We start from the raw sequence: 14,759 nt of genomic DNA on the forward strand, positions 1-14,759 counted from the left end.
GTGATTCCTCGCCGGTCAGGCTGATGAAGTCGGACTGGCCGGGGGCGATCACGCTGCCGGACTCCGCGCGGCTCTCGCCGAGAATCCCGCTGCCGCTCGGCGGGTCCAGGTACGCGACGAGGTGGTTGTAGGTACCGCGGTTCATTCGGATCTGGTCGGGCGTGTCGCCCGGGTAGCCGACCTGGCCGCCCTTGACGCCCGCCATTCCCAGCGCGATGTCCGGAGCGAGCCCGGTGTTCGTTCGCGTGTAGTGCTGCGTTGGTTGCTCCGACTTCCACGTCCGCGGGTCGTCGTTTCCGAACTGCTCGCGCAGCGCGGCCACCGTCGTTGCGAAGGCGCGCGCGCGCACGGCCCCCGCGCTCTCGTCGTTGAGCCAGTCGAACTCGGGTGCGAGGCGCGCGGCCGGATTGATCGCGTGCCAGGTCGTGCTTGAGTTCACCGCTCCGAGTTGGCTCGGGATGTCGTCGGCGAAGACCGCGTTCCGAAGGTCGCCCACGTAGCGTCCCAGGACGGTGTAGCAGGCGGAGTCGACGTAGCCGTCGCCGTTGTCGTCGTAGATGAAGCCGTTGTAGTTCCCGCAGACGTCCAGCGCGGCGGTTCCCACCGCGTCGGTTCCTGCGGACGGCAGGAACGGCTGGAAGAAGTCCGCGTTGAAGTCGCGGAACGCCGCGTAGCGAAGGTTCGCGTTCAGGTCCTGCCAGGAGACTTTGCGATCGCCGTTGATGGTTCCGCCCCAGGGGTCTTGCATGGGAGCGTGGTTCGGGTCGAGGTTGTCAAGGAGCGCCTGAACGCCGTGCACTGCTCCCCATCCGTTCTCGCGATCCCAGTCCGCCGCGGGCTTGTTGTTCCAGTTCGCAAGCCACTCACGTTGGAAGTCGTTCGGATCGGTGCTTCCCTCGATGTGGACCGCGTGCGGAACCTCTTGCGCCTTCATCAGGCCGAGCCATTCCTGCCCGCCGGTTCCCACGAAGGGCAGACGCAGGTCGCCGGCGGGTCTCACGGGGAAGTTGCCCGGGTGCCAGTAGCCGATGTTGCCTTGGTCGTCCGCGTAGAACATGTTGTGGTTCGACGCGAGCAGGTTGACGCTGGTCGCGAAGTCCTCGATGGAGCGCGTGGAGTTGACGTTGAAGAAGCCCTCCATGGTTCCGCCCTCGCGGTTGAACCACGCGTAGCGGACCGAGTACGCGATGTTGTTTGCCGTGTCGAAGGCGAGGATCGGCCCGTGGCGAGTACGGCAGATCTCCTGCGAGTCGAAGGGAGCGCCCTTTTGCTCGTACGCCTCCGTGCGGCACTCCATGTTCTCCCACCGCGCGGTCGCGGGGTTCGCCGGCGTCGGGTTGAACAGATACTGGTGCGGGTTCGCCGGGTTGAGTTGCTCGACGAACGTGTCGGTGATGTCGCTCGCGCCGGTTGTGGTCGTCCACTCGAAGCCGTGTCCCCGGCCGATCAGGACCGCCGGACCCGCGCCGGCAAACGTCATCCCGACCGCATCGAGTTTGCCGTCCTCGGAATGCAGCCCGAAGTCCGACAGCGCCTGCGGCACGAACAGCCCAACTTGTGGACCAGCCGAGCCAAGCGCATTGCCCGTCTCGGAATTCTTCGGGCCGACGATTTGTGCGTTCGAGCCGAACTTGACGAAGAGCTTTCCGAGTTGATCCCGGCCCTTCTGCAGAGCGTCGAGTTGCTTGAGCACGGCCGGGCTCACCGGCGTCTTGATCGCGTCGCGCAGCCCCCGCAGAGGTCGCACACCGAGGGCCGGTCCGGCGATCTTCTGGTTGTCGGGCAGGCTGATGCGCGCGTCGGATTCGAGCGTCTTGGCGTCGGCCTCGGCGCGCGCATGACTCTGGTTCTCATGCCAGTTGAAGTCGGAAGGGATCGACAGCGGAGCGTCGGGGTCGTTGGTCCAGACCAGATCGTTGAAGGCAGCCTGCCCTTCGGTGGCCCCGAACTTCGCGGTGAGTTCCTGCAGCAGAGCGAGGTTGCGGATCTCGGCCCCGCCGCCGGAGCCGAACGTGTAGATCAAGTAGTCGGCCATCGCGATGGAGTCATCAAGCGTCCAGTCCTCGAGCGGCTCTGCGTACTCGGCGTACTCCAGCGGAAGCTTGTGGGCCGGGTCGGCGCGAACCTCGGCGATCCACGCGTTCACGCCCTCGACAAAGGCGAGCACTTCCGCCTGGATGTCGGCGGGATAGGTCGCGAAGCGGCGCGCGCGCTCCTCGGCGGTGTAGGTCCAGAATCGCAGTTCCTTGTCGCCGTCGACTACCAGCGAGCCGAACAGATGCGAAAGCCGCCCGTGCGATACCAGGCTGAAGACGTGCATCTGCCACAAGCGGTCTTGCGCAAGCGCATAGCCGGCACCGTATGAGACGTCCTCGGCGGTCGCCGCGTAGATATTGGGAACGCCGAAACGGTCGCGCACGATCGTGATCTCCCGGCCGCCGCCGGCGGCGACGGGGAGCATGCCGCCGAGCACCGCCGCGACCGCGGCGAGGGTGAGCAGCGCGCGCTTGACACGAGAAGCGACCATGACGACCTCCTGAGGGTCCCGGATGTCCGGTTTCCCGTATTTCGACATGCTTCGCGAGATTCCTGCTGCGATCTCGCGTTGCGCCGTTATGCGTCTGCCGGGCTGGGGGCCGCGCGCCGTGTGGGTTCGGGAGTGACAAGCCCGATTGCAAGCGCCACGAGCGCGAGGACCACGACGAACGAGATCCCGCTGGAGAAGTTCCCCTTGGCTTGTTTGAGCGCGCCCATGATGGTGACGACGATGACGCCGCCGAGGTTGCCGGCCATCAGGATCACTCCGACGGCGGTGCCGGCGACCTGAGGCCCAAGGCTCTCGTCCTCGGACACGATCGCGATCGCGACCGGCAGCGCGGCCAGAAGGAAGAAGCCCATGAAGAACGCGGTCACCAGCAGCATGTTGAACGACTCGAGGTGGCCAAGGAGCCAAAGCGCCGGTGCGGCGACGATCCCCGCCATTATCAGGAACGGCTTGCGCCTCTTTATCTGGTCGCTCAGCGCGCCGAGCGTGATCGACCCGAGGATGCCGGCGATCGTGATTAGGCCGGCGACCAGGCCCGCGCGCGCCGCCGAGATCCCGCGCGGGCGCAACATCTCTTCGAGCCATGCGGTGATGCCGATGTAGAAGCCGAACCCGCAAAGAAGAATCGCCGACAGATACCACAGCGTCCGCGAGCGCAATACGCGTCCGAGCGCCTCGCGGATCGGGAGTTCCTCCGGGTCTACGAGTCGCTCCGGCGCGCGCGCAGGCGCCATAACGACGAACACGGCCAGCGCGGCTAACGCAAGTCCCGCGTACACGAACTGCGACCCGCGTACCCCCATCGAGGAGACCAACGGCGGCGTGACCGTGAGTCCGATCGTGATCCCAAGGAAGATCGACATCGTGCCGACGCCGGTGACGGTAGCCGCCATATCCTCGGGGAAGTGGCGGTTGACCAGATCCGCAACCGCGTTGATCAAGAACGGCTGCGGAACAAGCAGCCCCACGGTCAGCACAAGCAGGATCGGAAAGCTGGGCGAGAATGCGCGCGCGAACCCGAACACCGCCGTCGCCGCACCGGCCCAAAGCAGAGGCGTGCGGTACCCGTACCGATCGGTAAGCGCCCCGGCGGGGATGGACAGCAATGCCGAACACAGCGGTCCGATAGAGATGAGCAGGCCGATCGAGATCTCGGTCGTGTTGAAGATGTGCGCGGCGTCGAGCGTGACCGACGCGAACGAAACCCAAAGCACGTGACTCGCGGCCACAAGCATGACGTACGCAACAAGCACGCCCCAGGACCCCGGGCGTGGGCGACTCGCCGGCTCCCTAGCGATTCCCACGCGCGCAGGATAACGCGCGCGGCAAGATCGCGGCGAGTTCTCCGGATTTCCGACGTGGTTATCGATACCGAACGGAGCACGTCCCGGGAAGTCGCTGAAATCACCGGCGCGCTGAAGACGTGATTGCCTGCCCGGGCAGTGCAGAGCGCGCGCTGACGCACGGAGGTCCTCAGGCGGAGGTTCAGCTGGTGACGGTGATAGGGTCCTCCGGTCGGTCGTCGGCAGTTTTGTGAGGAGATAGGTATGCGTGTTCTCATCACGGGTGTGACGGGGTTCGTCGGGAGTCACCTGGCCGAGTATTGCCTGGACTTGGGTCACGAGGTGGCGGGTACGCACCGGTGGCGTTCTCGTGACGAGAACCTGCAGATCGTCAAGGGGCGCGTGCATCTGTTCGATGCCGATCTTCGTGACGGCACCGCAGCCCGGAAGGCGATTGCGGACTTTCGCCCGGACCGGATCTTCCACCTGGCTGCACAGTCCTATGTCGCGACTTCATGGTCGTCTCCCGCCGAGACGCTTTCGACGAACGTCCTGTGCCAGGTCAACCTGCTCGAGGCGATCCGGCAGGTTGGTCTTGAGGACTGCCGCATCCAACTGGCGGGATCATCCGAGGAGTATGGAATGGTCTTCCCGGATGAGTTGCCGATTAAGGAGACCAATCCGCTGCGGCCGCTTTCCCCTTACGCGGTCAGCAAGGTGGCGCAGGACATGATGGGGTATCAGTACCACCAGTCCTACGGCACACACATCGTTCGGACGCGCGCATTCAACCACGAGGGGCCACGCCGGGGCGAGGTGTTCGTCACCTCGAACTTCGCAAAGCAGATTGCAGAGGTCGAGGCCGACAAGAGAGAGCCGGTGATCTACGTCGGCAATCTAGACGCGTACCGCGACTACACCGATGTGCGTGACGTTGTGAAGGCGTATTGGCTCGCGCTCGAGAAGTGCATTCCGGGTGAGGTGTACAACATCGGATCGGGCAAGGCTTGGCGCATCGGTGACGTCCTCGACGCGCTGCTCGGGTTCTCCTCGGCGAAAGTCGAGGTGAAGCAGGATCCGGAGCGTATGCGGCCGTCGGATGTTCCGGTGTTGCATGCAGACGTGACGCGCTTCACGGAGGCGACCGGATGGAAGCCCGTTATTCCGTTCGAGACGACGTTAAGGGACACGCTTGACTACTGGCGCGCGCGCGTCTGAGGAGCAGTTCTTCCCTGCGGACGGCGAGGTCTTCCCAGAGCACGACCGACGCGAGACCCCCTGACCCCCTTGACCTGCGCGCTCGTGCGTTGTTAGGCTCGCAGAGGGTCGGTTTCTTCCTTACATGCGAGTTAGGCGCCTTGTCGCTACGGTTGAATCGGTCCTGATTGGGGCAGGGTGGGCGTCAGGTTGCCCGGCGGTGACGCATGCTCAGTCCTGCACCTGCTGGCAACCCCGCGGGCGATCGGAAGGCAGCTTGAACATGCGTCGCGTTCGCAACCGCGTTGGACCAAACTCCGGTCGGATCGCATCCCTTGTTGTTAGAGACTCGATGCTGTCGTTGGCGAGCGTGTGGATTGCGCTTGTTCTTCGTTTTGATGGGCGGGTTCCGACGAGGTTCGTGCACGGGTTGGTAGTGATGTCACCTGCCGTCGTCTTGTTGTTGGTTTCGGCGGGGCTCCTGCGTGGCGTTTACAGGGGGTTGCCTGAGTACGCTAGTGTTGGCGAGCTGCTCCTTCTCGCGGAAGCCGTGACGATCGGTAGCGCGGGGCTTTTGGTCGTTGCGCGGTTTGCTCAACCCGACGGGCATATCGTGCCGTTGTCGGTGTTTGTTATCGCGGGGCCGATCATCTTGCTCGCCCTTGGATCCGTGCGTCTGTCGCATCGGCTGGCTTCGTATTTGCGCTCAGGTCGGGCGGCTGCGGCAAACGCCAGTCGGGTGCTCATCGTCGGCGCCGGCAATGCAGGAGAGATGCTTGCGCGGGATATGCTCCGTGATCCGACCGCTTGCTGGACGCCGGTCGGGTTCGTGGATGACGATCGAAACAAGAAGGGTCGCCGTATCCACGGCGTGACGGTCGTGGGACCCATCCGTGAATTGGAATCTGCACTGGTGAGGACTCGCGCCGACTCGGTGTTGGTGGCCATGCCGGGGGCGTCGCCACATGTCGTGCGCGACGTGCTCCTTCGTGTTGCGGATGCAGGCATCAAGGCGAGGATTCTCCCAGGACTGAGGGAACTGGTCGGCGGTCGCGTCACGGCTGCCGACATCCGCGAGGTTGATGTCGCAGACCTCATTGGGCGACAACCGGTGGCGATCAACACGGCTGAAATCGCCGGCTATCTCGAGGGTCGGTGCGTACTTGTTACCGGCGCCGCTGGTTCCATCGGAAGTGAACTGGCGCGCCAAGCAGTTCGCTTCAAGCCATCTCGCCTCGTGCTGTTCGATTCCGACGAGAGTGGGGTCTATTGCTTGGCAGACGAACTTGCCTCGGCGCTGGAGGGCGGCCCGGACCGAATCGACTTGGTGGTCGGGGATATCCGCGATCGGCCGGGTCTAGACCGAGTATTCGCGGCGCACTCACCGCAAGTCGTGTTTCATGCGGCTGCGCGCAAGCATGTGTCGGTGATGGAGCGTTATCTGTCGGAGGCGGTGTCGGTGAACGTTGCGGGCACTCGTTACGTTGCCGAGGCTGCGGCAATGCATGGCGCTGAACGGTTCGTGCTGGTGTCCACAGATAAGGCAGTGAAGCCGAGTAGTGTAATGGGGGCGACGAAGCGGGTGGCGGAACTCGCAATCGCACATCTCAGCGCTGAGTCCTCGACGGTGTTTGCGTCGGTTCGGTTTGGGAACGTCCTGGGCAGTCGGGGGAGTGCTGTGCCGATCTTTGATGCACAGATTCGGCGCGGCGGGCCGATCACCGTCACGCATCCCGAAGCGAGCCGATACTTCATGACTATCGAGGAGGCTGGAGCGCTCATCATCCAAGCAGGCGCGCTGGCTCGGGATCGCGAGGCCTTTGTCCTCGACATGGGAGAGCCGGTACGCATCCTTGACTTGGCTGAACGGATGCGCAGCCTGCTGGCCGATCGGTCCCGTCCCGTGCCGGAGATCGCCTTCGTGGGTCTGCGACCTGGCGAGAAATTGCATGAGGAGTTGTGGCACGCTGCCGACGACATCGTTCCGTCCGAACATGAGCGGATCTATCGGGTCACCCATCCCGGCGCGGCGATGGCTCGCGAGGATTTTCGCGAGCGTGTTCTGGACTTGGAGAGGTGCGCGCGGGAGTTCCCGGACGAGGCTGTCGTCAGACAACTCTTGTTCGAACTTGTGGACGCAGCCAGGCCCCCGGCCGGGCGTGCTGTTGTCCTGGATGAACCCGCGGGTATTTCCTAGGTGGGTCAAGAGGTCGTCGTGCCGGCCGTCGCCATGATCGCAGTGCTGATCTGCACCCCAATTGCGACCGTCTTGTTGCGGAGAGCTGAAGTACTCGACATCCCGACAGTCCGCAGCTCCCACGATGTCCCAACTCCGCGCGGCGGGGGTGTTGTCTTGGCGCTCGGGTTGGTGGCTGGGGCCGCGCTCGCGACGTCGGTTGATTCAGGTGTCCGAGCGACTTTGGTTGCCGCGGCAGTTGCTTTCGGCCTACTAGGACTCGCAGAGGATCTGGCGGGCGTACCTGTGCGTCGCCGGTTGGCAGTGCAAGTGGTGTTCGCGGGCGCACTCGGGGCAGTGGTCGCCAATGTTCTCGGAACCGGCATTGTGTTTGGGGCGTTTGCGGCCGTGTGGCTGGTGGGGTTCGTCAACATCTTCAATTTCATGGACGGCATCGACGGTATTGCGGCAGGCCAGACGATCGTGGCGGGCGGTGCTTGGATTCTGCTCGGCATGGCCCGCGGTGATGATGTGGCACGGACATTGGGCGCGATCACCGCGGCCAGCGCGATCGGGTTCCTTCCGTCGAACTTCCCACGCGCCCGGGTCTTCATGGGCGACGCGGGCAGCTACGGTATCGCGGCGTGGCTGGCTACAGGCTCCGTGGTTCTCGTGGCCCGCGGCCTCGGCGCGCCGGCGGTTCTGGCTCCGTTCGTGCTGTTCGTGTTCGACGGCGCGCTTGCAATCGTGAGCCGGCTGTTGCGAGGGGAACCGGTTCATCTCCCGCACAGGTCCCATGTCTATCAGCGACTGGCCGCACGGTGGGGCCATCCGCGCACCACGCTGCTTGCGTGCGGACTCATGAGCATCCTTGCGGCGCTCGGGCGGATTGCGTCTGAGGGATCGCTCGTGGTGCGCGGATGTGCCATTGGGAGCGCTGCCCTCTTCTTGCTTGCGTATGCCGGCCTGCCTCGTCTTGCGAGGGGTTCGAAGGTCGATCATTGCGCAGGTCTGAGGGTCCGGGAAGAAGAGGCCTTCCCTAAATGAACGTGTTCATCTTCTCTCCGAGTCTCCCGTTGCCGTTTGGAACAGCTGATGCGCGCTGGTTGTGGGTCGTCTGCAGCGAGCTCTCTCGCCGCGGAATCGATGTGGGGTGTCTTTCCTGCACAGAGGAGAGGTCCGAACTCGTGTCCGAGGCTGAGAAGCTCAGTGCTGATCACGGGTTTCGATTTCGACACGTGCCGCTCGTGCTCAACGAGCGGGTGCTTGCGCGAAAGGCCCGCAGTCTTCGTCGGCCATTCTCGGAGTTCGCCCGGGTGTCGGGGCTCGCGGCAGCGATCGCGGAGGAGCGAGCAGGTGCTGACATCGTGCATGTTGAGCACCTGTATCCGATGTGGGCTTTCGAGGATGATACGGAGGCTTTCCCATATGTCCACTACCTAGGCACGATCGATTGGGAGTTGCGGAGGGGCATGAGTCTTCGCGATCGCGTCACGTCCTGGCAGATGGGGCGGGCTACGAGACGCCTTCTGTCGCGAACCGAAGTGGCCCTGGCGATGACTCCACGGCTGGCCACAGCAGTTCGTGCGATCAACAGTGGTCTCCGGTCCGTCCAAGTCGTTCCGATGGCAATCGATCCACGAATGTACGAGGTCTTTCCGGTGGTGCATGAGCCGGTAGTTGGAGTTATAGGCTCGATGCATTGGTATCCGTCGAGAAGCGCCGCCGAGCGGGTGCTCACTACGCTATGGCCGCAGATCCGCGAGCGAGTTCCCGCCGCACGTCTCCTGGTTGCGGGGTGGAACGCGGAGAAGTATCTCGGGAACCACTTCCCCGTTCCTGGAGCCGAGCTGCTAGGAGAGGTGGCTCACCCGAGAGAGTTCTTCTCTCGGATCGGGGTACTGCTGTATCCGCCGGCGCGCGGTAGCGGCATGAAGGTGAAGGTACTAGAAGCAATGGCGTACGGCGTTCCGGTTGTCTCTAACGGGGAAGGGCTCGAAGGCCTGGAACCGTTCGAGAAGGATGGCGTTTACGCGCGCGGCGAGACGGACGCCGAACTGATCGACCTTACGGTTGCGCTGCTTGAAGACGCGGCCAGGCGACGCGACACCGCTGCGCGCGCGCGCCGACTTATCGCCAGCGAGTACAGTCCGTCGCCTGCTGTTGATCGACTGCTGGCGGCCTATGAGGCCGGGAGGGTGCGGAAGTGAGCGACCGGCAGGCTGTGCTTGCGACTGGGGATGCCGGATTCTCGGGCCTCCCCGCGGCTCTAGATCGGCCGGATCTGCGGGCGGATGTCGCGTCCATTTGCCGATTGTCACCCAGCGTTCAAATGAGATCCCTACGAGAGGGACTGAAGGATATCCTGGGGCACAAGGGTATCCTGGCTCCGGAACTGGTAGAGGTTCAATCGTGAAGGCAGACACACTCCGGGGCCGCGAGTTCTTCGAGAAGAACTACTGGACGTTCCTTCGCGTGCGAGATGCCTATGCGGGGGCGCCCCAGCCTGCGATTCGGTGGTGGAGCGACCCGCAGGCACTCAACGACACCGACCGGGCGATCCTGGGGGCCATTCAGGGCTGCGACCGTGTGCTGGATCTCGGTGCGGGAGACCTCACGGCCAAGAGGAAGATGCGGGGTGGTGGTTTCGCGGGGCAGTACGAAACCCTCGACCCGACGACCGAGTTTGCTCACGACTACGGCAGTCTTGACGAGGTTCCGACGGGTGTATTTGATGCGGTGATGATGCTTGAAGTGATTGAGCACATCCCGCTTGCTGACTTCTTCGGCTTTGTCGAGCGCGTGGTCGCGCTGCTGAAGCCGGACGGCAAACTTATCATCAGCACGCCAAACGCCGAGTATCTCTCGACCATCTGGGCCTCCGACATGACCCACGTGCACGCATATCGTGCTGCAGATCTGGCGGCCTTTCTTCACTGCCACGGCTTCGAGAGCATGATCAGGCGCGTGGCGTGGCGTTCGCCGAACGATCGCCTGAAGGAGCGGATCCGCTTTCAGGTTGCGCGCGTCGTTACCCGTGGCGTGCTTCAGGCGGACTATGCGCGTGGGGTGCTGGTGGTATCACGCCGAGTCACCGCGCCTCGCGTGCCGGGGCCGGCGCGGCAGCGGTGACGGCCGTATGACTTCCGTGTGGCATCGTCTTTCTCGCAACGTCGCAACCACCGTCGTGGCCACCGTCGTAAGCTTGGGCGTTGGATTCGTGTTGATGCCGTACGTGGTGCGTAGCCTGGGGGCGGTTGCATTCGGGATTTGGGTACTCGCGAACGGTGTGGTCGGGTATCTGGGTTTGCTCGACGTTGGTCTGAGTCCCACCCTCACGAAGAAATCGGCCGAGCTTGTGGGCTCTGCCGACCCACGCGCACCCGCCGAGATCAACCGAGTCGTGAGCACCGTCACAGTTTTGTACATGGCGCTCGGCCTCATGCTCGGCCTGGCCATCGTGTTGTTGGGGGTCGTCGCCGACCGTCTGTTCACGATTCCGGCGGGGGACGTCGGGATGTTTCGCGCGGTGCTCTTGATTGTTGGCCTGCAAACGGCCATTGGATTCCCAATGTCGATCTGGAATGCACTTGTATGCGGCCTAGAGGATTATCACGTGCTGAGCGCGCTGAGTGTTGTATCGAACCTGTTGCGGGGTGCGCTTACCGTCGTCTTGCTCAGGAACGGCGGCGGGCTGTTGAGCCTTGTGTGGATGGGGTTCGGGCTGTCTGCATTCGGATGGGCGGTGAGTCGGTGGTGGATCTACCGCCGTCTTCCGACATTGCAGATTCGAGCGAAGTGGTTCGACCGGACAAAGCTCAGAGATATAGTGAGTTTTAGCGGAGTGATGTTTGTTTCGTCGATCGCGGGCTACGTCCTTGACCAGGCGGACAGGGTGCTCGTCGGGGTATTCCGCCCAGTCTCCGCGGTTACTTCCTATGAAGTTGGTGGGCGCTTAAGCAATTACTCGCGGCGCGTCACCCACAGCTGGATCGGCACAATCTTGCCGGTAGCGGCTGCTCTAGAGGCGCGCAAGGACCGCGACACGATCCGAGTTGTCTATTTGCAGGTTACGAAGTACCTGATGGCCAGTTCCGCGGCGGTGCTTGTTTGTCTTGTCGCGTTCGGAGGAGACTTTATTCGGCTGTGGATGGGGCCTTCATTCGCGATCTCGTACCGGGTTATGGTCATTCTGCTTTTTGGGCACTTCTACCAGAGCCAGAACCTGGTCGCGCAAATGATTCTGGCGGGGACGAACCAGATTCGTACACTCAGGAAGGTGATGATCGCCTACCCGATTGTCGTGATCGCCTTGGGAGTCCCAATGACGGCGTACGGTGGGTTGTTGGGTGCGGCAGGCGCAATCTCCTTGACCATCGTTGTGCTCGAGAGCGTGTTCCTGCGGTCCATCCTCCGCTCCTTGAGCACGACGTTGTTGGAGTTCACCCGGAACTGCCACTGGCCGGTGGCTCAGGCGGTCGGCGCTTCCGCAGCCTGGGCGACGTTGATTTCGGGGTGGTTTCGAATTCCCTCGTGGCCCGCCCTGATCTTCCAGGTCTCATCGACCCTGGTTGTGTACGTGGGGAGCTTCTGCCTGCTGGGAATGTCGACCCAAGAGCGGATGGCAATTGTTCGTCGCGCCCGCGGGCTGGTCGGCCTGGGGGCCGGATGATGGTCTTTCGAGTTGGCGTCACGCACGGGTCCCGGTTGTTCGGTCGCTCATGGGGGAGTGTAGACATGCGGGCTGAGGCGATCCGCTGGATGCCACGCTGCGGGATGCGGTCGTTTGCGCCTCTCGGGGTGGCAACCCGGCCTTCGAGTTCGCGACGGGTCGAACATGCCAGGCGGGGGATGTAGATGCATCCTTCGGATGTGGGTGGCGGGGTGAAGCGGAGGGCATCCGAGTTCGGGCCCATCGTGGCGGCATCGACCGCAGTTGTTGGGGCGGGACTTGTCGTGGCCGAAATCGTTAATGCCGGCTCGCTCGCGACAATGTCGTGCGTGCTGCTAGTGGCTGCCTGCGTGCTGGTCGCGCTGCCGCACCTGCGTTCAGGGCGACGCGACTTCTTCCATCCTGTTGTGCTGGTTTCGGTTCAAATCGCGGTGTACTACGGGATTCGCGGGCTGGCGCTGCTGGCATCCACCCGCCGAAACGCTTTGGAGATCAATCATCTAGTGCGGCAGTTTCAGGGGGAATTCCTCGTCCCGTCAATCGCGGTCGCAGGGGTGGCTTTGGCGGCGTTTGTGATTGGATTCTCACTTCCGGTGTCACGCGGCCTCAGGTGGCTGATGCCGACTATCGAGGGTATGCCGCCGGCGGAAGACGCGGTGTGGCGAAGACGGGGATTCGCCATGCTGGGGCTTGGCGTAGTGGGGAGTTCGGCATCCGCGTATCGCCTCGTGACCGGCCGAGGATTGATTCTGGGATTAGACACGGTCATTGACAACCTGCAGATCTTCGGCTGGGCAGGGATGGCGCTGATTCTGATGCACGTCGCCCGCGCAAGCCGGCCCCGCAGCTTCGGGGTGGTCTTCTATGCGTGTCTGGTCGCGGTTGGGTTCGCGGTGATCGGGTTCCGCGCGCAAGGGGTGTGGGTAGCGGTGGCCTTCATGACCGCGTTCCACTACGGAGTGCGACCGCTGCGCGTGCGCGCCACCGTCGTCGTTTTGATCTTCACGCTGTTCGTTGCTTTTCCGTTTGTTGCGGCGCTGCGAATTGAAGATCAGACGGCCTCGCAGTCCGGGAGGATCGAGAACATGCTCAGCGTTCCGGACCGGCTCGCAACGGGGAGTCAGGTGTTTGCCGCGTCGGAACGGGCACCTGGATTTGGGGGCTACCTGGGCGAGACCGCACGGAATGTCATTTACCGGCTCTACGGGACTGACACGCTGATAACAATTGTGGCGCAGACCCCCGATCCAAGACCGTATATCTGGAGGGAGAGGGTTCTGACTCTTGCTCAGACCTTCGTGCCGCGAGTGTTCTGGACCAACAAACCCATGCCGAACATCAGCGACTACTTCAAACAGGCGTATTGGGGTGCGCGACCTGACAATCAGTCAAACCAGAAGCCAGGACTCATCGGGGATTGGTATATCCAAGGCGGCGTGATTGCGGTGATGTTGGGAATGCTGTGCTTCGGAGTCACATGTCGGGCCGGCCGGCAGTGGTTCGATAGCCACCGAGATAATCCTCTGGCCCTTGCGTTCTACGTGGTGATGGTGAACACCATCGCAACGATGGAGAGCGACACGATTCTTCTCGCAACTCGAGTCGTCATCGCACTCGCGCTGTTTCGCGTCGCCGGTTCTTGGATTCCGCGCGTTGCTGCGGGACTCCCGTCGCGTCGGCATGAGGTCCGCAGGGAGACTCTGTGAGGGCGTGTCGCGTTGCCGTGGACGTGCGTTGTCTCGCCGGAGGAGAGATTCGAGGGTTCTCACGGTATACGCGTGAAGTGGTGTCGGCGTTGGCGCGGCGCGGCGGCCTTGATGTTTTCGGTGTCACCGACTCACGCGATGACCCTGGCGTGGCGATTCCTGTGTTTCGTTACGCCGGGGGCCGAGAGATTATTCGCGAGCAAGTGAAGCTTCCTCACCTGCTCGGCAAACTGAGGGCGGACGTCTTGCTGTGCCCTTCGAACCGGGGGCTTCCGGCCATCTCCCCTTGCCCGTCGGTCGCGACCGTGCACGATGTTGTTGAGTGGGATCGCAGTCTGGTCCCGCCTCGTCCTGTGAAGAGCGCGCTGCGCTTCGCGTACTCGAATGTGACGACGCTGGCCGCCGCAACCCGGATCATCACCGTGTCGCGGCACTCGGCCGACGGCATACGCAGACGGCTTGGAATCGGCTCCAATCGGGTGCGAGTGGTCTACGAGGCCGCGCAGGATCGGTTCGGGGAGCAATGCACCGAGCCGACGATCGACCAGGTGCGACGGCGCTACGGCATTCCCCCCGGCAGCGTGCTCTACGTTGGGGGATTCGACCGCAAGAAGGATGTTGCCACGCTGGTGCGCGCATTCGCGCGCATTGAGCCGAGCTTAGCGGGAGCTCTGATTCTGGCGGGGAAGATGTCGTCGGAGACGGAGGCTCTCGCGCGTCTCGCGCGTTCGGGAGGAATCGGGGACAGGGTGCGGTTCCCGGGGTTCATCGAAGAACGGGATTTGCCCGCGTTCTACAGAAGCGGCACCTGCTTCGTCTTCCCAGCGGTCGCTGAGGGTTTCGGACTGCCCGTCATCGAGGCGATGGCGTCGGGGACTCCCGTCGTCGTTGCCAAAGCTGGATCTCTTCCAGAAGTGGTCGGAGAGGGAGGACAGATGTTCCCAGCGGGGGACGACGCGGCGGCTGCCAAGGTTATCCGCGAACTCCTGGGCTCTCCGAGATCTCGTGAGGAATGGGCTACGGCGGGATGCAGGCGCGCGCGCGAGTTCAGTTGGGATCGCACCGCGGAGCAGACGGAAGCTGTCCTGCTGGAGGCCCAGGCAGCCGGTGCTCGGTCTTGGACTGCTGCGGCCGGTCGCGCCGCGAGAGGTGCGCACCGATGGATCAGGTAGTGGCGGTT

The 14,759-nt window shown here is 63.4% G+C and carries 10 protein-coding genes; 8 read left to right on the forward strand and 2 right to left on the reverse strand.

Annotation, left to right across the window (positions count from 1 at the left end):
• Both WDA27_06685 and WDA27_06690 read right to left on the reverse strand, forming a co-directional pair.
• A partial coding sequence (locus tag WDA27_06685; protein MFA5890621.1) for a penicillin acylase family protein occupies positions 1 to 2,527 on the reverse strand: 2,527 nt, incomplete at its 3' end.
• An 86-nt stretch (positions 2,528 to 2,613) separates the two neighbouring features.
• Positions 2,614 to 3,849: an MFS transporter gene (locus WDA27_06690; GenBank protein ID MFA5890622.1), complete on the reverse strand. Its 1,236-nt coding sequence runs from the start codon at positions 3,847 to 3,849 to the stop codon at positions 2,614 to 2,616.
• Positions 3,850 to 4,092: 243 nt separating this feature from the next.
• Between WDA27_06690 and WDA27_06695 the strand changes: the two genes are divergently transcribed.
• From WDA27_06695 to WDA27_06730, 8 genes are all read left to right on the forward strand, one after another.
• Complete coding sequence (locus WDA27_06695) at positions 4,093 to 5,046, forward strand: GDP-mannose 4,6-dehydratase (GenBank protein ID MFA5890623.1); 954 nt, start codon at positions 4,093 to 4,095, stop codon at positions 5,044 to 5,046.
• Between the two features lie 262 nt (positions 5,047 to 5,308).
• Positions 5,309 to 7,222: a nucleoside-diphosphate sugar epimerase/dehydratase gene (locus WDA27_06700; GenBank protein ID MFA5890624.1), complete on the forward strand. Its 1,914-nt coding sequence runs from the start codon at positions 5,309 to 5,311 to the stop codon at positions 7,220 to 7,222.
• Positions 7,223 to 8,248 carry a glycosyltransferase family 4 protein gene (locus WDA27_06705; GenBank protein ID MFA5890625.1) on the forward strand — a complete coding sequence of 342 codons (1,026 nt, stop codon included), beginning with the start codon at positions 7,223 to 7,225 and terminating at the stop codon, positions 8,246 to 8,248. It begins immediately after the preceding gene.
• Positions 8,245 to 9,411: a glycosyltransferase gene (locus WDA27_06710; protein MFA5890626.1), complete on the forward strand. Its 1,167-nt coding sequence runs from the start codon at positions 8,245 to 8,247 to the stop codon at positions 9,409 to 9,411. Before WDA27_06705 ends, WDA27_06710 begins: the two co-directional genes overlap by 4 nt.
• Before the next feature lie 202 nt (positions 9,412 to 9,613).
• Positions 9,614 to 10,333 (forward strand): methyltransferase domain-containing protein, encoded by a 720-nt coding sequence (locus WDA27_06715; protein ID MFA5890627.1) that lies wholly within the window; start codon positions 9,614 to 9,616, stop codon positions 10,331 to 10,333.
• Between the two features lie 7 nt (positions 10,334 to 10,340).
• Positions 10,341 to 11,873, forward strand: coding sequence for an oligosaccharide flippase family protein (locus WDA27_06720; GenBank protein MFA5890628.1), 1,533 nt, complete (start codon positions 10,341 to 10,343; stop codon positions 11,871 to 11,873).
• A gap of 212 nt (positions 11,874 to 12,085) precedes the next feature.
• The gene (locus tag WDA27_06725) at positions 12,086 to 13,579 is read left to right on the forward strand and encodes a hypothetical protein (GenBank protein ID MFA5890629.1); all 1,494 of its coding nucleotides are present in this window, start codon (positions 12,086 to 12,088) and stop codon (positions 13,577 to 13,579) included.
• Entirely contained in the window at positions 13,576 to 14,751 is a 1,176-nt protein-coding gene (locus WDA27_06730) for a glycosyltransferase family 1 protein (GenBank protein MFA5890630.1), read from the forward strand. The genes WDA27_06725 and WDA27_06730 overlap by 4 nt, the downstream gene beginning before the upstream one ends.
• The last annotated feature ends 8 nt before the right edge of the window (positions 14,752 to 14,759 follow it).

Source organism: Actinomycetota bacterium (assembly GCA_041658565.1).
In the GTDB taxonomy this organism is placed as follows: Bacteria; Actinomycetota; AC-67; order AC-67; family AC-67; genus JBAZZY01.

What these genes read in the sequence shown, in the direction of transcription:
- WDA27_06710 (MFA5890626.1), top strand. Translation starts at nt 8,245, where the DNA reads ATGAACGTGTTCATCTTCTCTCCGAGTCTCCCGTTGCCGTTTGGAACA.
- WDA27_06720 (MFA5890628.1), top strand. Translation starts at nt 10,341, where the DNA reads ATGACTTCCGTGTGGCATCGTCTTTCTCGCAACGTCGCAACCACCGTC.
- WDA27_06695 (MFA5890623.1), top strand. Translation starts at nt 4,093, where the DNA reads ATGCGTGTTCTCATCACGGGTGTGACGGGGTTCGTCGGGAGTCACCTG.
- WDA27_06700 (MFA5890624.1), top strand. Translation starts at nt 5,309, where the DNA reads ATGCGTCGCGTTCGCAACCGCGTTGGACCAAACTCCGGTCGGATCGCA.